Here is a 21,518-nt window from a genome sequence, read left to right as displayed (position 1 = left end):
GTTTTTTTAAGAGGCTAATAGAATTATTATTAATAACGTTAAAAAATTGAAAAAAAGTATAAAGTTATAAGTTTCAGCTACCCGTTAATAATTTTTTCTCCATTCCTGCCAAAAACATTAATTTTATTTTAATTGGCAAAAATACATTATTTATTGTTTTTTACATACACCTATAAACGACTGTTTGCCAACAACATAATCTAACCTCACTAAAAACCTTTATCTGCTAATGAAGCCCAAAGCGCCCACAAAAGATCAATTGGAGCAATATGCCCTGCGCGGTCTGGGGTATGCCGATGATCATGTAATGGAGTCCTTTAACATGAAGGAAGTATCAGACTGGCTGGGGATCTCCTACTCTTATTTTTATCACATCTTTGCAGAGATCATGGGCGAACCTTACTGGCAATACGTAAAACGCCATCGCCTGGAACTGGCCGCCGGCCTGCTGCGCCACAGCGGGTATAATATCGGGGAGATCAGCGACCTCTCAGGCTACGCTACCATGGCCGCTTTCACCAAAGCCTTTACCAACCATTTCGGCGGCAGCCCACGTTACTTTCGCCGGATTGAGGAGCTGCCTAACGAAAAAAGAACCCTGGAAATGACGGCCATGATCACAGCCGTACATGCCCAGCAAGGCAGCACTATCGGTAACTTTTTCAGCTTTGAAAGGGCAGAACATGTAATACTGCCCGATTCCATCATGTACTACACCCTCATTTCCTACGGCCAGGACCCCATAGCCCAGCTGGTAATGAGAATGAGCCGCTACGAGCAGCGCTTCCGCAAAATGCTGGATCTGCTGGATCTGCCCCAGGGTAAAATTGTTACCGGTACCCTGGATGCCGTGCCGGTTACCGATTATGAAAGACTAAGCATGTATGCCGGTGTATGCATTCCCGTTAAGGATACCCAGGCCAATATCCAGTTAAGCGAGCAGGTAAAGAATTTAATCCGGAAACGCATTTCAGGCGGCCATTACCTGCGCCTGCAGGTGCCGCTGGACTTTGTAAGCGCCGGGGTGCCCATGTATGACTTTATTAACCGCTGCTGCCGCGAAGGCATTTATAAAATGAGCGGCAATCATTTCTTTATGTCACTCACAGGTCCCAATTTGTGCGAGATCTATATTCCCTACATGAAGAATATCTGATAAGACACTAATGTGCTGGTAGATGCATTCATAACAAATACCAGCACATTAACTCATTATTTAAACACTGCCTTAAAGCAGTTGGTCGAAGTATTTTCCCCGTCTTTTGCATTGGTTTTGCGGCCATAGTATTCATCCAGGAAAGCCTCTGCCGGCGACCATACCGTTTGCATCATGCCCTGGTACATTGGTTTCAGCTCTTTGGTAGCATCCCTGCGGAAATGATCCAGGTCATCCAGCTGGGCTACAGCTACCTGCGGTTTGCGCCAGGGGCAGGTGATCACGCGCAGGCCTTTCATGGCAAAATACACCGGCGTTTTATCCGGGCGGTCATAGTGCCAGTCGCAGATCATCACATCTTTCGGGATCAGGTCTACTGCGCGGTGGGTATTGTTCATGCTGGCCTCCCACATTCCCATGCCTGTGGTTTTACCATCCAGCAGGCGGTCGCCCCAGATCCACAGCTCGCGGTGCTTCTCTGCCAGGTGATTGCGCAGCGTACGTACCTCGCCGGCAAAAAGTTCCGCTTTATCACGGCCGCCGCAGCGCGGGCATTTATCATTGCCTATATAGAACACTTCATCCATGCCGGCATGAAAAGCATCTGTTTCAAACGCATCGCAAATTTCATCCATCACATCAAACACCACCTTATGCACTTCGGGGTGCAGCGGACAATAGCTTTTACAATAAAGGCCATCTTCATTGGGCCATACATAATTAGCCGGCATTTTCACCTCCGGGTTTTCATCAAACGCAGGGTATACCCGTAACAAAGTACCGGTGCTGCCTGCCCAGGACTGATGCCCCAGCAGGTTCACCTGTGGTATCAGATGGATGCGCTCTTCCTTACAGGCCTGTACCAGTTTGGCCACATCCTGTTTGGATAATGCACCGGGATCGCTCAGCTCCGGGTGGCTTTTATACTGGTAATTATAATCTATGCGCAGCACTAAAGTATTAATATGGCGGGGCGCCAGCTCCTTGTGAATAAAGGTGATAAATTCATCCAGCCCCTTTACAGAAGGTGCGCCAATACAGAATCCGCGCACCGGCAGGCTGTCTATTGGATTGTATTTTGCCGTGGACTGTGCATGGCTGTCAGCATGTACCAGCAATATCAGGCATAGCGGTAACAGGTATAGCAATTTTTGCATCTGGTTAAATTGGTTTAATCATTGATGATGTGATGGGCACTTAAACTACTAATAATAAATAGATAAACCAACTAACCAATAATCCTGTTATTTTTGAATAAATCTTTATATAAGATGAACGAGAGCAGACTCCCTTTTAATGCGCGCCTGGCCTTCACCCTGTTATCACTTATACTGATCATTTACATTGCGCATTTCAGCGCCACCATCCTCATTCCGCTGGTGTTTGCCTTTCTGGTGGCCATCATGCTGCTGCCGCTGGCCAACATGCTGGAGCGCTTCCGCTTTCCCCGGGGCCTGGCCGCTTTTTGCGCAGTGTTCATCTTCATCATACTTTTATCCAGCGTAGTAGCCCTGCTTACTACGCAAATGGGAGCCTTTGTATCCGACTTTCCGCATTTACAGCAACAGCTGGTAAAAAGCCTGGACTCCTTACAGCTATGGATAAACGTAAAGTTCCACATGAACGCGCATAAGCAAATGGATTACCTGGAGCAGCTGGCCATGGGTACCCTGGGCTCTGCCACCACTTTCCTGAGCCAAACCTTAGGCGCCGTATCATCCATGCTGGTGTTCATCATTTTTGTGCTGCTGTATTCCTTTTTTCTGCTGTTATACCGCTCCCTCCTCATAGCCTTCCTGGTAAGGCTTTTCCAGGAAAAACACCGTGAGAAGCTGTTGGATGTGATAAAACAAACCCGCATCATTATCAAAAGCTACGTGAGCGGGCTAATGATAGAAATGGTGGTAGTAGCCATTGTAAACTGCGCCATTTTCTGGACGCTGGGCATTAAGTATGCCACGCTGCTTGGTATTATGGCAGCCGTCTTTAACATTATTCCTTACCTGGGTATTTTTACCGCTATTATAATTAGTATGGTGGTAACCATGACAACCAGCACCTTTGGCGCCAGCGTGCAGGTAGGTATTGCATTGCTCACCGTGCATTTCCTGGACAGTAATATCCTGCTGCCCCGTATTGTGGGCTCCAAGGTAAAGATCAATGCGCTGGTAACCATTATAGGTGTGGTAACCGGTAACCTGCTCTGGGGGATCCCCGGCATGTTCCTGGCCATTCCTATTATTGCCATCCTGAAGATCATTTTTGAGCACATTGAGGTAATGCAGCCCTGGGCTATTCTGCTGGGCGAGCTGCCGGAAAAGCCTAAAAAGAAAAAGATAAAGCTCACCACACCTGATGAATAAGGCCGCTGGCCCCGCTGCATCACATTGCCAAAAATACATGGATCCCTAAGCGGCCGCTATTCGTTAAAAGAGTAGTTGCCTGCATAATGATAATTTGTATTTTTGGCCACCATGTCACTCAGTTTCCGTAATGCACTCCTCTCCGATCTGCCGCTGATCGTAGATATTTACAACACCACCATCCCCTCCCGGATGGTAACTGCCGATACCGCACCCGTTACAGTTGAAAGCCGTGAAAACTGGTTCCATGCCCATATACCGGGTAAGCGTCCTTTATGGATGGTAGAAGCAGATGGCCAGGTAGCCGGCTGGGTAAGCCTGCAATCTTTTTACGGCCGCCCGGCATATAATGCCACGGTGGAGATCAGCATTTACCTGCATCCTGATTTCCGCGGCAGGGGTTTGGGCAAAGCCGTACTAAGCTACGCCATGGAACAATGCCCGGCTTTAGGTGTAGAAACCCTGTTGGGATTTATTTTTGCACATAACCAGCCCAGCCTGTTATTGTTTGAAAAAATGGGCTTTGAAGAATGGGCCCACATGCCCGATATTGCTGAATTAGACGGCGTAAAACGGAGCCTGAAAATATTAGGGAAAAAAGTAAAGGGCTAAATGGATGATCGTTCAATACTTTCAATCCCTAAATTTGTGTGCTTTAACCATACCCCTATTGTAAAATGGCCATATCCGTAAAAATTGACTTTGAGAACCTGTATGAGATAGAGCACATTTCCGAAGACCTCCGCATCAGTACCTTTAAAACCGAACTGGAAGACGGTACCTATTTACCGCTGAAAGTGGAGATCAGTAATGAATGCCATACCCTGCTGCCCAATGTGTATAACCTGGCCTTTGGCCCGCTGGATAAAAAAGGCGAGATCAATGACAAGGCCCAGCTATCCCATAAGGATTATTCCCGTGTATTTTCTACTATCCTGTTCGATGGGCTTAATTTCCTGAACAATAATAAAGGTCATTACCTGGGCATAGATGGCTCTGACAATGCGCGGGCCTATATGTATTATATGTTCCTGCAAAGGAATTATGACTATCTGAGCAAGTACTTCAATATTTATGGGCTTAAGTATTATGTGCGCATTACCCGCTTTGGTAAGAACCAGTACGATAATCCTTTTGATTTTACAGATATACAACCGGTACCGGACCGGATCCTGAAAGGCAGCCGGCTGCCACCACCGGTCATGTACAACTATTTCATTTTCAATTCAAAAATTGCAGAATAGCAGGTACCTGCCCTCAATATATTTTTTTAGCCTTACTATTTTTTTCTTAACTTTACCTTCATGAAAGAATCCATAGAAGCAAAATTATTGGCCCTCACCAAAAAGGCCAAAGAAAATGGAGCTAACCTTAAAGGGTCAGGCGCTATCCGCAATGGGTCCTCTTTGCACAAAATAATTAAAACCAAAGAGCAAGCCGCTACCTTTATGAAGCTCTTGCAATCTTTATAATTTCATACGTTTTTCAATTTATCAAAAACCTGTCTGAACAGACAGGTTTTTTTTATTCATATTATTACCATTAAATCCTTAATAATATGTGGTGGCTTTATGCATTACTCTCTGCGCTTTTTGCCGCACTTACAGCCATATTTGCCAAAATAGGCGTATCAGCAGTGAACTCTAACCTGGCCACGGCCATCCGCACCATTATTATATTAATAATGGCCTGGGGTATTGTACTGGCCCGCGGGGAGGCAAAGGGACTCAGCAGCCTGTCTAAACACAACCTGCTGTTCCTGGTATTATCCGGTATAGCTACCGGCCTTTCCTGGATCTTTTATTTTAAAGCTTTGCAATTGGGCAAAGTATCCCAGGTAGCCCCGGTAGATAAATTGAGCGTAGCGCTCACGATCACCCTGTCTGTGATCTTTCTGCATGAGGCGCTTACCCTGAAAACAGCCATCGGGGCATTATTAATTATAGGAGGTACATTGGTGCTCATCTTTTAGCGGTAAAAGCGCACTTAGTCTTCTTTAAGTGCCAGGTTCTCCATAACATCAATACGGTATACACAGCGGTGGTCGCCGGAAACAATATGATCCGTACGGCGGATCTTTACTTCATCACCCAGGATGGTGCGGAAGGTCCTTAACTCTGATTGGCAGATATTTACACATTGAGCAGCAGCGCTGCATATGGGACAATGATTCTCAATAAAGGTAAAGCCGTTCCCGTCCTTACGCCACTCTGCCAAAAAACCTTCGGCGGTGCGCAGGGCAGCAAAACGGGCGATTTTATCTCCTACATCGGCAATACCATCCAAAGCCGCACGGTATTTTTCCAGCTGCTGGTTTTCCCGAGCGCTAATGATCTGGTCCAGCGCTTCCTGTCCCAGCTCATGACGGATGGTTTGCATCAGCTGCAGGGTAAGTGCAGCATGGGTATCCGGAAAATGGGCATTCCCCTGCGCGGTCAGGTTCCATACCTGTACCGGCCGGCCTACGCCTTTGGCGCTTGTAGTAGCAGCCACCAAGCCTTCTTCTGCCAGTTTCAGCAATTGCAAACGGGCCCCTTCTCCTGTCATGCCCAGTTCGGCAGCCAGGGAGGCAGCAGTTTGCGGTCCACGGGTCTTTAATAATACCAGAAACCGGTCGGCCGCAGCTTTGATCTTTGGCATATAATTTTCCAAGTACTTGCTTGTTTTATTGTAAATGTCGTAATTTTGTGCTATTCAAAAAAATATTGTTGTAGGGTTATACGACCTTTGAGAAAGCATCCCAACTGATCTTATCACGTTATAACAATTAACAAACTGATAATTAGATAGTTAAATGAACGTCCTGATATTTAACGGCTCCATGGATGACCGGCCACATGCTACAGCAGGGCGGGTAACCGGCTATTTTGAGGATGCATTCCGTCAAAAAGGCTTTACCACAGAGGTGTTTAGTCCGGCCAGCACAGAGATACCGTTCTTTGACCCGGCTAAGCCTGGTATACCAGCCGGCGTGCAGGCCATGTGTGATGCTTTTTGTAAAGCGGAGCTGCAGGTATGGCTTACCCCCTTATATCATGGCAGCATGACCGGGGTAATGAAGAACTGCCTTGACTGGCTGGAGCTTACCAGCAGGCATGGCCGCCCCTATTTAACGGGAAAGGTCGTAGCTTTGGTGAGTTGGGCCAATGGCACCCAGGCCATGCAGGGTATTAATGCCATGGATGCGGTGGCCAAGGCATTACGCGCATGGGTGCTGCCTTTTTCAATACCGGTATTAAGAGATCATTTATTTGAGCCGGATAGCAGTACCTTTGCACCTTTATACCGGACCAAATTTGACCAGATGATAACGCTGCTGGCCGATGCAAGGCCCGTAGCCATATAATAAAAGCTGTTGGCCGTTAACTGAAAACCGCCGCCAATAGCTAAATTCTAAAAGCTAAAAGCTTAATATATATGATTACCATTTCAGAAAAAGCAAGTGAATACATTAAGGACCAGATGGTAAGGGAAAATCATGTACCCGGCACTTTTGTACGCGTAGGCGTAAAGGGTGGCGGCTGCTCCGGCCTGGAATATGTGCTTAAGTTTGAACAGGATGAACAAGCCGGCGACCAGGTATTTGAAGATAAAGGCGTGAAGATAGTGGTACAAATGAAAAGCCTCTTATATCTTTACGGCACAGAACTGGACTATTCGGACGGTCTGAATGGTAAAGGATTGTATTTCAACAACCCGAATGCCACCAGGACCTGCAGCTGCGGGGAAAGTTTTGCCGTATAAGGTTAAAAAGGTAGGAAGTAACCGTTTAAAGGATTTTAGGTTTACGATTTTAGGCCCGGGTGTAACAATCCTTATATTAAACTAAAATCACCAACCTAAGATCGTAAATCACACAAAGCAGTATGAGAAATAGTAACGAGATAATCGATGATATTGCCAACAAGGAATACGAGTATGGCTTTACCACCGATATTGAAATGGATATAGCGCCGGCTGGTCTTAATGAAGACGTGATCCGCTTTATATCTGCCAAAAAAGAAGAGCCGGAATGGCTGCTGGAATGGCGTCTGAAAGGGTACCAGGCATTCAAGAAAATGCAGCTTCCTAAATGGCAGCATTTTGATATGCCTGAAATGGACTTTCAGAAAGTATCCTACTATGCAGCTCCCAAGAAGAAAAAACAACTCAACAGCCTGGATGAAGTAGACCCTGAACTGCTGGCCACCTTTGAAAAGCTGGGTATTCCGCTGAATGAACAGAAAGCATTGTCAGGCGTAGCCGTAGATGCCGTGTTTGACAGTGTATCCGTTGCTACCACCTTTAAAGGCAAGCTTAAGGAAATGGGCGTTATCTTCTGCTCCTTTGGGGAAGCGGTAAGAGAGCACCCGGACCTGGTAAAGAAATACCTGGGCTCTGTAGTTCCTCATTCCGATAACATTTTTGCAGCATTGAACGCCGCGGTATTCTCCGACGGCTCTTTCGTATATATTCCTAAAGGCGTGCGCTGTCCCATGGAGCTGAGCACGTACTTCCGTATCAACGCACAGAACACCGGCCAGTTTGAACGTACGCTCATCATTGCTGATGACAACAGCTACGTAAGCTACCTGGAAGGCTGTACCGCCCCTATGCGCGACGAGAACCAGCTGCACGCAGCTGTTGTGGAGCTGGTAGCCATGGACCACGCGGAGATCAAATACTCCACCGTGCAGAACTGGTACCCCGGCGACAAGGACGGTAAAGGCGGTATTTACAACTTCGTAACCAAACGCGGTATCTGTAAAGGTAATAGCAGCAAGATCTCCTGGACACAGGTAGAAACCGGCTCCGCCATTACCTGGAAATATCCCAGCGTGATCCTGCAGGGCGATGATGCCATGGGTGAGTTTTACTCTGTAGCCGTTACCCGCAATAAACAGATTGCAGATACCGGCACCAAGATCTACCACCTGGGCCGCAACACCCGCAGCCGCATTATTTCCAAAGGTATTTCTGCCGGACAGGGAGAGAACACCTACCGTGGCCTGGTACAGGTAGGCCCCCGTGCACACAACGCCCGTAACTTCACCCAATGCGATTCCCTGCTGATCGGTAACCGTTGCGGCGCGCATACGTTCCCTTACATTGAGTCCCGGAACAAAAGCGCCACAGTCGAGCACGAGGCCACTACCTCCAAGATCGGGGAAGACCAGATCTTTTACCTGAACCAAAGAGGTATTGATACGGAGAAAGCAGTAGCACTGATCGTAAATGGTTATGCTAAAGAAGTGCTGAACCAGTTACCCATGGAGTTTGCCGTAGAGGCGCAAAAGCTGCTGTCCATCACATTAGAGGGAAGCGTAGGATAATTATAACGAATAAAACAACAGAGAAACACAAACAATATCATGCTGACGATTAAAAATCTGCACGCAGAAGTAGACGGAAAAGAAATACTGAAGGGTATAGACCTGGAGATCCGCAAAGGCGAGGTGCATGCCATTATGGGACCTAACGGTTCCGGCAAAAGCTCCCTGGCTTCTGTACTGGCAGGCCGCGAAAATTATACTGTAACACAGGGTGAAGTGAACTTTGACGGCAAGGACCTGCTGGAACTGTCGCCCGAAGACCGTGCCCGTGAAGGCATGTTCCTGGCATTCCAGTACCCGGTAGAGATACCCGGTGTATCCAACATCAACTTCCTTAAAACAGCCCTGAACGAAATACGCGCCTATAAAGGTTTACCGGCTATGGAAGCAAAAGAGTTCCTGAAGCTTACCAAAGAAAAACAACAGCTGGTAGAATTTAACGCCAACCTGATGAACCGTTCCCTGAACGAAGGTTTTTCCGGTGGTGAAAAGAAACGTAATGAGATCCTGCAGTTAGCTATGCTGGATCCCAAATTAGGCATCCTGGATGAAACAGATTCCGGTTTGGACATTGATGCGCTGCGTATTGTAGCCGGCGGTGTGAACAAGCTGCGTGGCCCGGAAAAATCTTTCCTGGTTATTACCCACTACCAACGCCTGCTGGATTATATAGTGCCCGACTTTGTACACGTGCTGTACAACGGCCGCATTGTAAAAACCGGTACCAAAGAGCTGGCGCTGGAACTGGAAGAAAAAGGCTACGACTGGCTGAAAGAGGCGGAAGTTCATGTCTAGATTAATTAATAATAAAGAATGAATAATTAATAATCCAGGAAGAGGTAGTACCATTAACAGCCGGCCTTCACTATTAATTATCAATCGTTAATTATTAATTATTTACCGTTACGTTTTAATAAACGAGTAATTGCAATAACGGATGTTGCAGGGTGAACCGGCCACCATTATTATTAATTATTCTTTATTAGTTATTAATTAAAAAGGATGACAAGCGATATAACAACACCATTTTACCAATATATCCTGGATGGGGGCAATGGGCTTACACCCAAAGAAGATGTGCTGTATGGCGTGCGGCAGGATGCGCTGGCACGGTTCCGGACACTGGGCCTGCCCGACCTGAAAACAGAAGCCTGGCGCTATACCAACATTCAGCGTGTTTTAAAGGAACAGCCCTTTGTGCTGCAGCAGCAGGCATTACCTGTAACGGCTGCACAGCTGGCGCCCGCTTTTATCCCGGAGCTCTCCTGTTACCGTGCAGTATTGGTGAACGGACACCTGCAACCGGAACTCTCTGAGCTACCTGCCGCTAAGGACATTACCATTTCCAAACTAAGCGAAGCTACCCAGCAAAAAGGTTTTAAGACCTTCTTTGACAAGCACCCGCACCTGGCAGATCAGCCCTTTGCCGCGCTGAACACCGCGCTTTTTGCAGACGGACTTTTCATAGAACTAAAAGCCAACGCAGTACTGGACAAACCTTTACATATCATTCACGTATATACGCTTACGCAACATGCTTTCCTGCAACCCCGCCACCTGTGGATCGCGCATCCGCATGCATCGGCTACGGTAATAGAAAGCACCCTGGGCCTGCATAATGATGCAGTAGCCTTTGTGAACAGCGTGAACGAAGTGGTGCTGGAAGAAAATGCCGAACTATGGCATTACAACATCCAGAACGCTGTACAGAACAGCCGGTACGTAAACCAAACCGCTGCCCGGCAGGAAACCTACAGCCGTTACCACCACTATAATTTTGCATTGCCGCAAGCTACCATGATCCGTAATAATACCAGCGTAGCGCTGACCGGCAGCTATACGGAAACAGACCTGCATGGCCTGTACCTGGCTAACGGCAATCAGCATGTGGACAATCATACTTTTGTGGATCACCTGGTGCCCCATTGCAACAGCAATGAGCTGTACAAGGGCGTGCTGCTGGATACCGCCAACAGCGTATTCACCGGCCGTATACATGTACACCAGGATGCACAAAAAACCAATGCTTTCCAGCAGAACAACAACCTGCTGCTGAGCGAAAAGGCCACCATCAACTCCCAGCCCCAGCTGGAAATATATGCAGATGATGTAAAATGCAGCCACGGTTTTACCGTAGGTCAGTTCAGTGATGAATCCCTGTTCTACCTGCGCTCCCGCGGTATTGGCGCAGAAGCAGCCAAACACCTGCTGGTGAATGCATTTGCCTTTGATATCACCGACCAGGTGCATATCCCCGCCCTGCAGCACTATTTGACAGAAGAGATCAGAACTGTGATCAGTAATTAATAATTACGGATTGTCAATTACGAATTACGAATGAATGCAGCAACTGTGACCTCAATTCGTAATTCGTAGTTCGTAGTTCGTAATTGAAATCGTAATCGTATGGACAACGTATCAACTCTCGCCGCTCCGGCATTGGACGTAGCACGCATCCGGAAAGATTTTCCGCTGTTGCAGCAAGCCACCGTATATGGTTTACCCTTAGTGTATTTTGATAATGGCGCTACAACCCAAAAGCCGCAGGTAGTGCTGGATACGCTGGAGCAATATTATACCGGGTATAACAGTAATGTGCACCGCGGCGTACACCACCTGAGCCAAAAAGCTACAGATGCTTACGAAGAAGCCCGCAAAACCGCCGCCGCTTACATCAACGCACAATACAGCCACGAAGTTATTTTTACCAAAGGCACTACCGACAGTATTAACCTGGTAGCCAGCAGCTTTGGCCGCACCTTCCTGCAGGCGGGCGATGTGGTGCTGATCTCCGCTATGGAGCATCATTCCAACATTGTTCCCTGGCAAATGATCTGCGAAGAAAAAGGCGCGGAGCTGAAGGTGATCCCCATTAATGAACGGGGCGAGCTGCTGATGGACGAATTTTCCCGGCTGCTGAATGAGCGCGTGAAAATAGTAGCCGTAACCTATGTATCCAATACCATGGGCACCGTTAACCCGGTAAAGGACATTATTACACAGGCGCATGCACGTAATATACCCGTATTGCTGGATGCAGCACAGGCCATTCAGCACATTACCATAGATGTGCAGGACCTGCAGCCCGATTTCCTGGCCTTTTCCGGCCATAAAATATACGGCCCTACCGGTATTGGCGTGCTGTATGGAAAAGAGGCCTGGCTGAATAAAATGCCCCCTTACCAGGGCGGTGGCGATATGATCAAGACCGTGACCTTTGCCAAAACGATCTATAACGAGCTCCCTTATAAATTTGAAGCCGGTACCCCGGATGTATCCGGCGCTATTGGCTTAGCTGCTGCCTTAAACTACCTGCAGCAGGTAGGGCTGGAAAAAATACAGCAATACGAGGAGCAGCTCATAGAATATGCCTTACAGGCATTACAACAGGTACCCGGCATCCGTTTTATAGGACAGGCCGCACACCGCTCCGGCGCTATCTCCTTCCTGGTGGATGATATTCATCCCTATGACCTGGGCGAGCTGCTGGACAAACAGGGCATTGCCGTACGTACGGGCCACCATTGCACAGAACCTTTGATGGACCTGTTTAAGATACCCGGCACCGTACGCGCCTCCCTCTCCTTTTACAATACTTTTGAAGAAGTGGACAAGCTGGTAGCTGCCGTGAACAGGGCTGCCGCCATGCTGCGCTAAATAACCGACGACCATGACGATCAACGAAAAACAGGATGAGCTGATAGCAGATTTTTCCATGATGGAAGAATGGATGGATAAATACGAATACATTATTCAGCTGGGAAAAGAGCTGCCACTGATAGCGGAACAGTATAAGACCGACGATAACCTGATAAAAGGCTGTCAGTCAAGAGTATGGCTGCATACGGAATTAAAGGACGGAAAGCTTTTCTTCACCGGCGACAGTGATGCCGTGATCACGAAAGGCCTCATTAGCCTTATGATATCCGTACTCTCCGGCCATACACCTAAAGATATTGCAGCTTCGGACATTTATTTCATTGATGCCATCGGCCTGCGCAGCCACCTGTCCCCCACCCGCTCCAACGGCTTACTGAGCATGCTTAAACAAATGAAGCTGTATGCAGTAGCCTACATGGCAAAAATGGAAAGTTAACGTACAATTCAATACTGAAAACATGGAAGAACTTAGCTTACGGGATCAGATAGAAGCCACGCTCAGAACCGTATATGACCCGGAGATACCGGTGAATATCTTTGAGCTGGGACTGGTATATGAAATTAAGATCGGCGAAAATAACCGCATAGGCATCACCATGACCCTTACTGCACCCGGCTGCCCCGTTGCCGGCGATATTATAATGGAGGTAGACCAAAAGGTGCGTGCTATTGAAGGGGTAAGCGATGTGGATGTGCACCTCACTTTTGACCCACCCTGGACCAAGGAAATGATGTCGGAAGAAGCCCGGCTGGAGCTGGGGTTCATGTAAAAATAATTGAAAGGGCAAAGCGCAGGCTTTGCCTTTTTCTTTTACAGCAAAGGGTCCTGGTGCATACACCAAGACCCTTTGTATTTTTAGCAAACTACACGCTTAATTCAATTGTAAAGTAGGCTGCAACACCATTCCCAGGTGAATATGCGCACCGGTATGATACTGATCTGCTGTCAGGATCTGCTCAAACATTTTTTTAGCCTGCGGCTTTTTACCCAATCCCAGCTGCCCTAAACCGATCAGGTAGTGGCAATGCAGGCGGTTACGGCGGTTCAGGTCATCATCCCATATCAGCAGGTCAGGCAGTGACACGGCAAAGTAATCGATCTTTACATCATCAAATAAATGCTGCTCCCCATAATCTATCAGCTTATTAAACCGGCTGTGCGCTTCTGCAGTACGGTTCAGCCGCAGCAGGGCCAGGCCCTGGTAAAAGATCTTATCCGGCTGCTGATCGTTATAATACATAGCGGCCGAAGGTACGGCCTGCCCGGTAGCAGCACGCTCCCAGCAGGCTTTGGCTTCTGCGGTTTTTCCCAAACCGCCATAGGCGCAGCCACTCCAGTAATCAATATCATTTTCCTGCGCGCCATACAGCTTGCCCTCTCCCAGGTTATGCGGGTATTGGCGTGCCTGTTCCAGAAGCTGCAATGCTTTCGTATAGTCAGCTGCGTTAATGGCTGCCTTGGCCATGGAAACCAGGCTATACACGTACTGGAAAGTTACCTTTCCCTCGCCGCCTTCCCAGGGATGAAAGTTGCGCTGCATCAGCAGGTCATAGGCTTCCTGATGGCGGCCTAACAAGTTATATAAGGTGATCTTTTCCAGGAACAGATCGTCACGGTCATTTACCAGCGCTGGGTATTTTTCCAGCATTAGCAGGCGGGTGGCGGCCGGTTTATTCAGGCGTTTGTACAGCTGGTCCAGCTCCATACAAATGCGGGCATCGCTTTCATCCAGCGCAAAAGCTTTTTCAAGGCTGGCCGTGGCTTCTGCAGGCTGGTTACGTTTGTTATACAGCGCTAAGGCCAGGTTACGGTGCACAGTGGTAAAACGGTCGTCCAGCTGCCGGGCTTTTTCCCAGCAGGCAATGGCTTTTTCATACTGGCGGAAATGGTACCAGTAATTGCCCAGGTAATAAGGTGCACGCGCATCTTCAGGGTGTTGCTGTATCGCCAGCTGTAAGGCCAGGGCAGCCTCCTGCTGATGCGGGAAACAATAATCCGGCGCAGCCTGTGCTGCTTTTTTCCAGTAGCTGTGCGCAGCTGTTGTATCACCGGCTTCCCATGCAGCGGATGCCATAAAATACCACGCTAAGGGGTATACGCTGGTTTGCTGGTCAATACCCGTTTGCAGCAGCTGCAATGCTTCCGCATACATGCCTGCGGCCTGGTAATCCAATGCAAACTCTATGTAGTTGTGAATGTTGCCGCGTAACAATACCTGCAGCTCCTGCAATACTTTTTGATCGTTCGTTAGCAGGTATTTTTCAAAATGCGCACCGGTATTAAAATGATCCAGCTGCAGGGATGCATTGGCTAATTCCAGCGCTGCTGCCTGTTTGCCCTGCTGCCGTAAAATACTGATCAGCAGGTGGCGTGTTTTATGATGATGCCAGTTGCCGTGCAGGGAGCGGGTGGCTTCGTCCAGCGCAGCGTCCCAGTGCTGGTGGGTAGCAGATATCAGCGCCAGCTGGTAATAACCGGCGGGCTGCCAGGCTGCATTCCAGGCGCCTTTATAGAAGGCGCCGTAAGCTTCCGTTAAACGCTGCTGCCAGCGCAGGCACAGGCCCAGGTTGTAATAGGGCTCTCCATCATAAGGGTTAGGGTTCCGGGTGGTTAAAGTATCAATAGCACGGCGGAAACATTTTTCTGCATCCTCTAACAACAAACGGCGCAGGTACCATTTCCCCAGGGCATTATTGCAGCGCACATCTCCCGGATCGCGGCGCAGGCCTTCCTGGTAATAATCTACCGGGTTAAAAGTGGCATGCCGGTATTGTTCCAGGTGCAGGCCGGTAAGGTACAGCTGTTCTATCTCCGTTATATCTGCCGGCGCCTGTGCAGCGCGGGCTGCCAGGGGCATGGCTTGTATAGTATCCGGTGCTGGCTGCCATTCCAGCATTAGCTTACCCTGCTGGTTATAAATGGCAATGCGGTAACGGGTGCTTTCGCCGGCATCTGTTAACGCAATGGCTTCTTCCAGGTAAGCGGCGGGCAACAGGTCTGCTGTGCGGCTCCAGATCTCCGTACCCTGGTCATACAGCACAATGCGGCTTTGCGGGAAAACGCCGGTAGCGTAAAGCTTCAGCATAGCTGTGCCGTTACTTACCTCCAGGTTCATCACCAGGTCTTTGCTGGCATTTTTCACCAGCCCAACCTGGCTGTAAGGCATAAAGTACTGCGTAAAGCTTTTTTCCTCGTAGGGCATCAGCCAGGAAAAATCCGGCTGGTTGTCGGTGTACACACCGCACATCAGCTCTATATATGGCCCGTCTTCATCCGTTAGGTTGCGGTCCCAGGCCAGTCCAAAATCACTATTACCCCAGGTCCACTGCTTTTTACCGGGCGATACGTGATGATTGGCCACATGCAGCAAACCACCCTGCGTATCATGCTCATAACCGCCTACAAAATCGTAGTCAGAGGTAATGGCCATGTAAGAAGTAGGCACGGGTATGTTACGGTAGCGGGAAATATCCACACCGGCTGAATAATCTACTTTATAATAAGTGCCTGTAGCTACCGGAAAGCGCGACACATCACGCTTACCATGATCAAACACCGCATGTACATCCGGTGGAAATACAGACTGGTAGTGCTCATTCACATGCACGGCGGGGTTGGCCCACCATAAAAAAGTTTGCGGTAACGGGGTACGGTTGTAGAGCTGCACTTTTATTTCCATATACGCCTTATCTGGATACAACGTAAAACCGGCCATGCCTTTGGTACGGAACATCCTTTCCAGCTCACTGCACCATACTGTTACGCTGCCATCCGGGAAGCGTTCAATGCTCCAGTCAACCGGCTCATACGTACCGGGGCGGTGGTGCTGGGGCCAGTTAAATTCTATGCCGCCGGAGATCCAGGGGCCGGTAAGGCCTACCAGCGCAGGTTTTATAACCTGGTTATGATATACAAAATGCCGTTGTTTTACTTTATCATAGGCGCGTTGTATGCGGCCGCCCAGTTCCGGCAGGATCATAATAAGCAGGTAATCATTTTCCAGGAAAACGGCCTGCCATTCCTGGTCCGTTTTTTCATCCAGTATTTTCTCTACTACCGGGTACGGATATACGGCACCGCTGCTGCCCTGGTATACTCTTTTTTCCAGGAATACCGGATGTTTCTCAGGCTGCCCGATACCATAGGTTGGGATGCGAACGGCCTGCTGCCAGGCTTTAACTTCCATAACAAATTGTTGTATTTAAATGAGATAATGTACGCTTGTTAATTAGCGGCAAAATGCCGGTTGTCTGCAGTAGCCGTTGTGCCAATGGATTGTTCTATCTCCTCCAGCGTTTTGCCTTTTGTTTCGGGTAAAGTGCTCCTGATAAATATAAAACCTGCAATGCAGATCACCCCATAGCCCCAGAATGTGCCGGAGGCGCCCAGGGCGCTGTTCAGTAAAGGAAAGGTGTATGTAAGCCCAAAGCTGGCCGCCCAGAGGGAAAGTGTAGCTATAGACATCATACTACCCCGTAAGCGGTTGGGAAAGATCTCTGACAGCACCACCCAGGTTACCGGCGCCAGCGACATAGCATAACAGCCAATAGCCATTACCACCAGCAGCAGCAAAGGCCAGCCGCTGAAATGCATAAAGTATAACAGACCCATAATGGCATAGATCATAGCCAAACCACCAGCCCCGATCAGCATTAAACGGCGCCGGCCCCAACGGTCTACCGTGTACATGGCCACCAGCGTAAATATTAAATTCACGCCGCCGGTGATCACAATATTTAGCAGTATCTGCGATACACCGTAACCGGCAGCCGCAAATACTTCCTCCGCATAATTGAAAATAACATTGATGCCACACCATTGCTGAAATGCCGCGATGATGATCCCTATCAGCAGGATACGCGATACGCCCGGTTTCAGCAGCTGCTGTAAGCGCACCCGGGTATCGCCGTCCGCAGTTTGTGTAATGGCCTGCAGCTCTGCCTGCGCATAGGCTGCGCCGCCTATTTTGGTGAGCACCTGCCGGGCTTTGTCATTATAATTTTTAGTGGCCAGCCAGCGCGGGCTTTCCGGTAACCAGATCAGCAGCAGCAGGAATAATGCAGAGGGCACCAGCGCAGCCCAGAACATAATACGCCAGCCGGTTTGCCCGTTCCAGGACCGCAGGATAAAGTCGTCCGTAGCGCCGGCAGGCACCGGTTCTGCTATCAGCCAGTTAAAGATCTGCGCAGCCAGGATGCCTATTACCAGTGTAAGCTGGTTAATGGATACATATTTGCCCCGCAAATGGGCTGGCGTAACTTCTGCAATGTACATAGGCGACAGGTTGGAGGCCAGGCCAATACCAATGCCACCAATAATGCGATAGACCACAAAGCTCTGGAAAGAATGCGCTGCACCTGTGAGCCAGGAGGACACCAGAAACAAGGCAGCAGACAGCATCAGCAGTTTTTTACGGCCATACCGGTCGCTGAGGATACCCGAAATAGCCGCGCCTGCCAAACAGCCTACCAGGGCACAGCTCATGGCCCAGCCCTGTGCAGCCGGTGATCCGGTGATACCAAAAAAGCGTTCGTAAAAGGGTTTAGCCCCTCCTATCACTACCCAGTCGTACCCAAAAAGGAACCCGCCCATTGCGGAGATCATGGAAATAATAAACAGGTAAAGGTGGTTGTACGTATCGTTTTTCATAACAACGCTAAATTACGTTATCCCCCAGCCTGCTGACAATAGAGATTCTTTTTCAATTGATGGACAATTTTTCGATTTTTTTTGCCCTTTAATGTATACCGGCAGCACTGCTTTTATAAAGGTGTGATCTGTTATAAATCATATGAACACCTTTGCCGCAACATCAATATTGACAGGCATTAACGCGCATTTCACTACAATAGTTTGCGCGGTCATTTCCCGCTATTACTACTCCTGTCCGCATTTTTACCAGGCTGTTACTTGCGCTTTTTGTACATCATCCCACCGCCATGCAAAAAGGGCTAAAACCCTTTATAATTAAGGTATTTCCAGGTGCCTTTCTGTTTTACCCCTGTAACCTGATAATAATATTGTCCATTAAAAAGGTTAGGCCATTTTGAGTGTTACGCCTGTGGCTGCTGCTGTTTGGGCTGGCCTGATGCTTGTATAAGCATATTGTAACCAAAACTCAATGTTATGCTTACTTCATTAGTTGTGCTGGGTATTTTCCTTTTGTTAGTGATCATTTATATCGTGTGGCCTTACCGTGGCAGGAAGGGTACTATGAAAGAAAAATAAAGCAATCACCTTTTAAAATTTATACTATGCAAACGAAAAAACAAACCGAACCGCGTCAGCAGGACAATGACCTGCAGGACCCCTCCAACAGCAAAAATTCAGGTCTTAATACGCAGGACGACCAGGATCTAAGGTCACAGGATATCTCCAATGAGGACGAGGAAGACGAAGAAAATGATGACACACCAGACCTGGATGAAGCGGACCTGGAAGAGAATGATCTGTCAGACGAAGAAGCTGACAACATTGAATGGGACCCTAAACAAGGTAATGACAAAGATCAGTAAGAACCTCGCTTGTTGATTGACCTCAAATTCAGAAAACACATGGATTGTAAATGTATTCGCTGGTACAGCTTTAACACGCAAGGGGGAATTCGTTTACAATCCGTGTTTAAAATTCCACATTACCGCTTTATTACTCCTGGCGACCGTATACAACCTGTAATTTACAAAGGGTTCCCCCTGGCAGCGGGTAGCCGTTATTTCTAAAAGAAAGCAAGGCATTAACTTTTGATAGGTAAAAGAATTTTATCACTCATCATAAAAATTTAAGTCATGAAAAAGCATCTCACCGTTTTAGGCTTGGCAATGGCCTTTGGAGGCCTTGTTATAGCCCAGGGCACCATGCCTCATAATGTTGCAGCAACAAGTTCATACCAGCAAGACACCTCTATGCGGGACACTTCCATGAGAAAACACAAAATGAAAGGGGACAAAATGAAAAAAGACAAGGACTGGAAGAAGAAGGATACCACGATGAAGTACTAATTATAATTAAGGATGAATAATTAATAATCGTATAGCGGGAGTGCGAGAGGTGGAAGAGGTGGAAGGTGTGCAAATATGCGGATGTATAGATGACTAAGAATGTTATTCTGATAATGCAGAAATGAGCAGATCACTTATCATTTGCACCTCTGCATATTTGCACATCTACACATTTAGTGAAGTACTTTTCCTACGATTATTAATTATTCATTCTTTAGTATTAATTCTTAAGAACTCCGTCCTTAAGCAGCTGTGCGACCAGCTTTTGCGGATATTCCCGCACGAACTGATCTACACTGGCAGGATTAATAGTTTCAGACTGGGCAGACCATAACAGCTGCTCATTACCCGCATCATAAAGGTTAGCCTCCAGGAAATACGTTCTTTCCTTTACATAATATCCCGGATCATATACCCAGGGATACCAGTGCGCATAATAGGCATAAAAGCCGCGGTACCATCCATAAGCAGGCACCGGCGCATATGTAATGGCGCCCGGTACATAACGGGTTTCACTACGCTTGTCTAATAAGGATACGGTAAAAATAGCTTGTGCACCGCTGGCCTGGATCTTCTGTACCAGCTCCTGCCGCTCCGGCATACGGATTTCTACAAAACGGGGAGATAAATAATCTGAACTCTTGACGGGTTTAATATCGCGCATATCAGCCTGCACGGCCAGGGCATTTTCCAGCTTCACGCGCACTTCCGGATTGCGGATCATGGCAGCAATAAAAACGCTGTTATAACTTTTTGCAGCTGGTTTGGCTTCCGGGTTTTTCCAGGAGCCAGTGATACGTGTGGAACCTGAGCAGGCGCCCAAAACAATGCCTATACCGAGCATAACAACCCGCAACTTTCTCATTACGATCATTTTATGTGAATGGTAGCGTACGACAGTTCTTCATTAGGGTGGCATGGTTATACTTATAACAGTACGGTGTATAAAATGTTCATCCCGCCCGGCAACAGATCCCACTAAAATGCCATATCTACATATTACTGTTTTTTATTATTTTTGAAACGTCACTATTCCAATATTCCTATTAACCGACTTGTACACCTATGAAGACCAACAGCTTTAAGGAGGGGGCGGCCCTGGTTGCCACAGTTGCTGCCATCGCATTAACATCATTCCGGAACAATGACGAGGGTAATACGGATCGCCCCTTCCTGCAAGCTATTAACAGTCATGCCAGTACTACACTGATCACTTACAATCCGCAGCATGCCATTAGCAGGCTAACACGCATACAGCGCACCGTAGAAGAAACGTATACCGATATACGCATTCCGGTGTATGAAAGCGGCCGCCTGGTAAGCACCCTGGTATCTGACCGGGCGAACGGGGAAGACAGCCAGCTCTTTTCTTCTTTTGATTACACCGATGATTACAGCCGCATAGAGAAGATCCGTTATTATACTGAAGGCACCGTCCAGGCTTATGATTCGCTGGTATATAACGAAACCGGCCATATTACCGCCCGTTACTTTTTCGGCAAAAACGTAAACAATCATTTTGAAAATCATAATTACCAGGCTTACACCTGGGACAATGCAGGCAATGTGATCCAGATGGATAATTACGGTAGAATGGGCACCAGTGGCAACTTTGCGCTTAGCAGCACTGTGTTGTACAGCTATGATAAAAAGCTGAATCCACAGCAGCGCATCAATGGGCTGTGTTACATTACCGACATTATGCCGGCCTTTTTATCCAACAACAATGTTTTAACCGAACAAATCATCAGCACACAGGGTACTGATAAAACAACGACCAGCTATAAATACGAATATAATACCGCTCAATATCCAACCAGCGTAACGGCCATTTATGGTGCTGACGGGAGCAGGGAGACAACACAACTGAGCTACGAGTGAGTTTGTTTTAATTACGAATTATCAATTACGAATTACGAAATGCGAAGCATTCATGAACGCCATTGAAAGTAAATCATGAATGTGAATAATTAGGAATGCGAAGCGTCATGAATACCATTGAAAGTAATTATAATATGAGTAATTACG

22 protein-coding genes are annotated in these 21,518 nt (G+C 47.8%); 17 read left to right on the top strand and 5 right to left on the bottom strand.

From position 1 onward, the window contains the following. Nucleotides 1-229 precede the first annotated feature (229 nt). Nucleotides 230-1,156: a helix-turn-helix domain-containing protein gene (locus BMZ54_RS19765; protein ID WP_089915989.1), complete on the top strand. Its 927-nt coding sequence runs from the start codon at nucleotides 230-232 to the stop codon at nucleotides 1,154-1,156. Nucleotides 1,157-1,212: 56 nt separating this feature from the next. Here BMZ54_RS19765 and BMZ54_RS19760 read toward each other — a convergent pair whose 3' ends face one another. Beyond that, the gene (locus tag BMZ54_RS19760; protein WP_089915986.1) at nucleotides 1,213-2,313 is read right to left on the bottom strand and encodes a family 20 glycosylhydrolase; all 1,101 of its coding nucleotides are present in this window, start codon (nucleotides 2,311-2,313) and stop codon (nucleotides 1,213-1,215) included. A 114-nt stretch (nucleotides 2,314-2,427) separates the two neighbouring features. On the opposite strand from BMZ54_RS19760, the gene BMZ54_RS19755 reads away from it, so the two are divergent. The 5 genes from BMZ54_RS19755 (at nucleotide 2,428) to BMZ54_RS19740 (ending at nucleotide 5,491) form a co-directional block, all read left to right on the top strand. After that, entirely contained in the window at nucleotides 2,428-3,519 is a 1,092-nt protein-coding gene (locus BMZ54_RS19755; protein ID WP_089915984.1) for an AI-2E family transporter, read from the top strand. Nucleotides 3,520-3,630: 111 nt separating this feature from the next. Next, nucleotides 3,631-4,131, top strand: coding sequence for a GNAT family N-acetyltransferase (locus BMZ54_RS19750; protein WP_089917117.1), 501 nt, complete (start codon nucleotides 3,631-3,633; stop codon nucleotides 4,129-4,131). A 65-nt stretch (nucleotides 4,132-4,196) separates the two neighbouring features. Continuing rightward, entirely contained in the window at nucleotides 4,197-4,763 is a 567-nt protein-coding gene (locus BMZ54_RS19745) for a DUF6934 family protein (protein WP_089915981.1), read from the top strand. Between the two features lie 60 nt (nucleotides 4,764-4,823). Continuing rightward, on the top strand, nucleotides 4,824-4,991 hold the full coding sequence (locus BMZ54_RS32970; RefSeq protein ID WP_156093021.1) for a hypothetical protein: 168 nt from the start codon (nucleotides 4,824-4,826) through the stop codon (nucleotides 4,989-4,991). Between the two features lie 86 nt (nucleotides 4,992-5,077). Next, on the top strand, nucleotides 5,078-5,491 hold the full coding sequence (locus BMZ54_RS19740; protein ID WP_089915978.1) for an EamA family transporter: 414 nt from the start codon (nucleotides 5,078-5,080) through the stop codon (nucleotides 5,489-5,491). Between the two features lie 14 nt (nucleotides 5,492-5,505). Here the strand turns inward: BMZ54_RS19740 and BMZ54_RS19735 are convergent, their stop codons facing one another. Next, nucleotides 5,506-6,159, bottom strand: coding sequence for a helix-turn-helix transcriptional regulator (locus BMZ54_RS19735; RefSeq protein WP_238386630.1), 654 nt, complete (start codon nucleotides 6,157-6,159; stop codon nucleotides 5,506-5,508). Nucleotides 6,160-6,313: 154 nt separating this feature from the next. On the opposite strand from BMZ54_RS19735, the gene BMZ54_RS19730 reads away from it, so the two are divergent. The 8 genes from BMZ54_RS19730 to BMZ54_RS19695 all read left to right on the top strand — a co-directional run bounded on the left by BMZ54_RS19730 (nucleotide 6,314) and on the right by BMZ54_RS19695 (nucleotide 13,261). Next, nucleotides 6,314-6,865 carry an NADPH-dependent FMN reductase gene (locus BMZ54_RS19730; RefSeq protein ID WP_089915974.1) on the top strand — a complete coding sequence of 184 codons (552 nt, stop codon included), beginning with the start codon at nucleotides 6,314-6,316 and terminating at the stop codon, nucleotides 6,863-6,865. A 71-nt stretch (nucleotides 6,866-6,936) separates the two neighbouring features. Beyond that, on the top strand, nucleotides 6,937-7,263 hold the full coding sequence (locus BMZ54_RS19725) for a HesB/IscA family protein (protein ID WP_089915970.1): 327 nt from the start codon (nucleotides 6,937-6,939) through the stop codon (nucleotides 7,261-7,263). 122 nt (nucleotides 7,264-7,385) lie between these two features. Continuing rightward, nucleotides 7,386-8,831 (top strand): Fe-S cluster assembly protein SufB, encoded by a 1,446-nt coding sequence (sufB, locus tag BMZ54_RS19720; RefSeq protein WP_089915967.1) that lies wholly within the window; start codon nucleotides 7,386-7,388, stop codon nucleotides 8,829-8,831. Between the two features lie 39 nt (nucleotides 8,832-8,870). Beyond that, nucleotides 8,871-9,626 carry a Fe-S cluster assembly ATPase SufC gene (gene sufC / locus BMZ54_RS19715; RefSeq protein ID WP_089915964.1) on the top strand — a complete coding sequence of 252 codons (756 nt, stop codon included), beginning with the start codon at nucleotides 8,871-8,873 and terminating at the stop codon, nucleotides 9,624-9,626. A 207-nt stretch (nucleotides 9,627-9,833) separates the two neighbouring features. Further along, nucleotides 9,834-11,138 carry a Fe-S cluster assembly protein SufD gene (sufD, locus tag BMZ54_RS19710; protein ID WP_089915960.1) on the top strand — a complete coding sequence of 435 codons (1,305 nt, stop codon included), beginning with the start codon at nucleotides 9,834-9,836 and terminating at the stop codon, nucleotides 11,136-11,138. A gap of 99 nt (nucleotides 11,139-11,237) precedes the next feature. Beyond that, nucleotides 11,238-12,488 carry an aminotransferase class V-fold PLP-dependent enzyme gene (locus BMZ54_RS19705; protein WP_089915957.1) on the top strand — a complete coding sequence of 417 codons (1,251 nt, stop codon included), beginning with the start codon at nucleotides 11,238-11,240 and terminating at the stop codon, nucleotides 12,486-12,488. 13 nt (nucleotides 12,489-12,501) lie between these two features. Further along, nucleotides 12,502-12,927, top strand: coding sequence for a SufE family protein (locus BMZ54_RS19700; RefSeq protein WP_089915954.1), 426 nt, complete (start codon nucleotides 12,502-12,504; stop codon nucleotides 12,925-12,927). Nucleotides 12,928-12,949: 22 nt separating this feature from the next. Next, the gene (locus BMZ54_RS19695) at nucleotides 12,950-13,261 is read left to right on the top strand and encodes a DUF59 domain-containing protein (protein ID WP_089915949.1); all 312 of its coding nucleotides are present in this window, start codon (nucleotides 12,950-12,952) and stop codon (nucleotides 13,259-13,261) included. Between the two features lie 102 nt (nucleotides 13,262-13,363). Here the strand turns inward: BMZ54_RS19695 and BMZ54_RS19690 are convergent, their stop codons facing one another. After that, nucleotides 13,364-16,678: a DUF5107 domain-containing protein gene (locus BMZ54_RS19690; protein ID WP_089915948.1), complete on the bottom strand. Its 3,315-nt coding sequence runs from the start codon at nucleotides 16,676-16,678 to the stop codon at nucleotides 13,364-13,366. Between the two features lie 38 nt (nucleotides 16,679-16,716). Beyond that, nucleotides 16,717-18,141 carry a sugar porter family MFS transporter gene (locus BMZ54_RS19685; RefSeq protein ID WP_089915945.1) on the bottom strand — a complete coding sequence of 475 codons (1,425 nt, stop codon included), beginning with the start codon at nucleotides 18,139-18,141 and terminating at the stop codon, nucleotides 16,717-16,719. A gap of 605 nt (nucleotides 18,142-18,746) precedes the next feature. On the opposite strand from BMZ54_RS19685, the gene BMZ54_RS19680 reads away from it, so the two are divergent. Together BMZ54_RS19680 and BMZ54_RS19675 are read left to right on the top strand one after the other, a co-directional pair. Next, a complete protein-coding gene (locus BMZ54_RS19680) occupies nucleotides 18,747-19,007 on the top strand; it encodes a hypothetical protein (RefSeq protein WP_089915942.1) in 261 nt (86 codons plus the stop codon). A gap of 270 nt (nucleotides 19,008-19,277) precedes the next feature. Further along, the gene (locus BMZ54_RS19675) at nucleotides 19,278-19,490 is read left to right on the top strand and encodes a hypothetical protein (RefSeq protein WP_089915939.1); all 213 of its coding nucleotides are present in this window, start codon (nucleotides 19,278-19,280) and stop codon (nucleotides 19,488-19,490) included. Nucleotides 19,491-19,710: 220 nt separating this feature from the next. Here BMZ54_RS19675 and BMZ54_RS19670 read toward each other — a convergent pair whose 3' ends face one another. Beyond that, on the bottom strand, nucleotides 19,711-20,355 hold the full coding sequence (locus BMZ54_RS19670; RefSeq protein ID WP_143081075.1) for a DUF4136 domain-containing protein: 645 nt from the start codon (nucleotides 20,353-20,355) through the stop codon (nucleotides 19,711-19,713). Between the two features lie 200 nt (nucleotides 20,356-20,555). On the opposite strand from BMZ54_RS19670, the gene BMZ54_RS19665 reads away from it, so the two are divergent. Beyond that, nucleotides 20,556-21,371, top strand: a complete 816-nt coding sequence (locus BMZ54_RS19665) for a hypothetical protein (protein ID WP_089915933.1) — start codon at nucleotides 20,556-20,558, stop codon at nucleotides 21,369-21,371. Nucleotides 21,372-21,518: the final 147 nt, after the last annotated feature.

Source organism: Chitinophaga rupis (genome assembly GCF_900109685.1).
Lineage (GTDB): Bacteria > Bacteroidota > Bacteroidia > Chitinophagales > Chitinophagaceae > Chitinophaga > Chitinophaga rupis.
Note: the sequence above shows the minus strand (reverse complement) of the source record. Positions and strands in the feature narration are given on the sequence as shown.

Bases quoted from the DNA above. Each gene is read 5' to 3' on its own strand.
- BMZ54_RS19765 (WP_089915989.1), top strand. From the start codon at position 230: ATGAAGCCCAAAGCGCCCACAAAAGATCAATTGGAGCAATATGCCCTG.
- BMZ54_RS19760 (WP_089915986.1), bottom strand. From the start codon at position 2,313: ATGCAAAAATTGCTATACCTGTTACCGCTATGCCTGATATTGCTGGTA.
- BMZ54_RS19755 (WP_089915984.1), top strand. From the start codon at position 2,428: ATGAACGAGAGCAGACTCCCTTTTAATGCGCGCCTGGCCTTCACCCTG.
- BMZ54_RS19750 (WP_089917117.1), top strand. From the start codon at position 3,631: ATGTCACTCAGTTTCCGTAATGCACTCCTCTCCGATCTGCCGCTGATC.
- BMZ54_RS19745 (WP_089915981.1), top strand. From the start codon at position 4,197: ATGGCCATATCCGTAAAAATTGACTTTGAGAACCTGTATGAGATAGAG.
- BMZ54_RS32970 (WP_156093021.1), top strand. From the start codon at position 4,824: ATGAAAGAATCCATAGAAGCAAAATTATTGGCCCTCACCAAAAAGGCC.
- BMZ54_RS19740 (WP_089915978.1), top strand. From the start codon at position 5,078: ATGTGGTGGCTTTATGCATTACTCTCTGCGCTTTTTGCCGCACTTACA.
- BMZ54_RS19735 (WP_238386630.1), bottom strand. From the start codon at position 6,159: ATGCCAAAGATCAAAGCTGCGGCCGACCGGTTTCTGGTATTATTAAAG.
- BMZ54_RS19730 (WP_089915974.1), top strand. From the start codon at position 6,314: ATGAACGTCCTGATATTTAACGGCTCCATGGATGACCGGCCACATGCT.
- BMZ54_RS19725 (WP_089915970.1), top strand. From the start codon at position 6,937: ATGATTACCATTTCAGAAAAAGCAAGTGAATACATTAAGGACCAGATG.
- sufB (WP_089915967.1), top strand. From the start codon at position 7,386: ATGAGAAATAGTAACGAGATAATCGATGATATTGCCAACAAGGAATAC.
- sufC (WP_089915964.1), top strand. From the start codon at position 8,871: ATGCTGACGATTAAAAATCTGCACGCAGAAGTAGACGGAAAAGAAATA.
- sufD (WP_089915960.1), top strand. From the start codon at position 9,834: ATGACAAGCGATATAACAACACCATTTTACCAATATATCCTGGATGGG.
- BMZ54_RS19705 (WP_089915957.1), top strand. From the start codon at position 11,238: ATGGACAACGTATCAACTCTCGCCGCTCCGGCATTGGACGTAGCACGC.
- BMZ54_RS19700 (WP_089915954.1), top strand. From the start codon at position 12,502: ATGACGATCAACGAAAAACAGGATGAGCTGATAGCAGATTTTTCCATG.
- BMZ54_RS19695 (WP_089915949.1), top strand. From the start codon at position 12,950: ATGGAAGAACTTAGCTTACGGGATCAGATAGAAGCCACGCTCAGAACC.
- BMZ54_RS19690 (WP_089915948.1), bottom strand. From the start codon at position 16,678: ATGGAAGTTAAAGCCTGGCAGCAGGCCGTTCGCATCCCAACCTATGGT.
- BMZ54_RS19685 (WP_089915945.1), bottom strand. From the start codon at position 18,141: ATGAAAAACGATACGTACAACCACCTTTACCTGTTTATTATTTCCATG.
- BMZ54_RS19680 (WP_089915942.1), top strand. From the start codon at position 18,747: ATGCAAACGAAAAAACAAACCGAACCGCGTCAGCAGGACAATGACCTG.
- BMZ54_RS19675 (WP_089915939.1), top strand. From the start codon at position 19,278: ATGAAAAAGCATCTCACCGTTTTAGGCTTGGCAATGGCCTTTGGAGGC.
- BMZ54_RS19670 (WP_143081075.1), bottom strand. From the start codon at position 20,355: ATGAGAAAGTTGCGGGTTGTTATGCTCGGTATAGGCATTGTTTTGGGC.
- BMZ54_RS19665 (WP_089915933.1), top strand. From the start codon at position 20,556: ATGAAGACCAACAGCTTTAAGGAGGGGGCGGCCCTGGTTGCCACAGTT.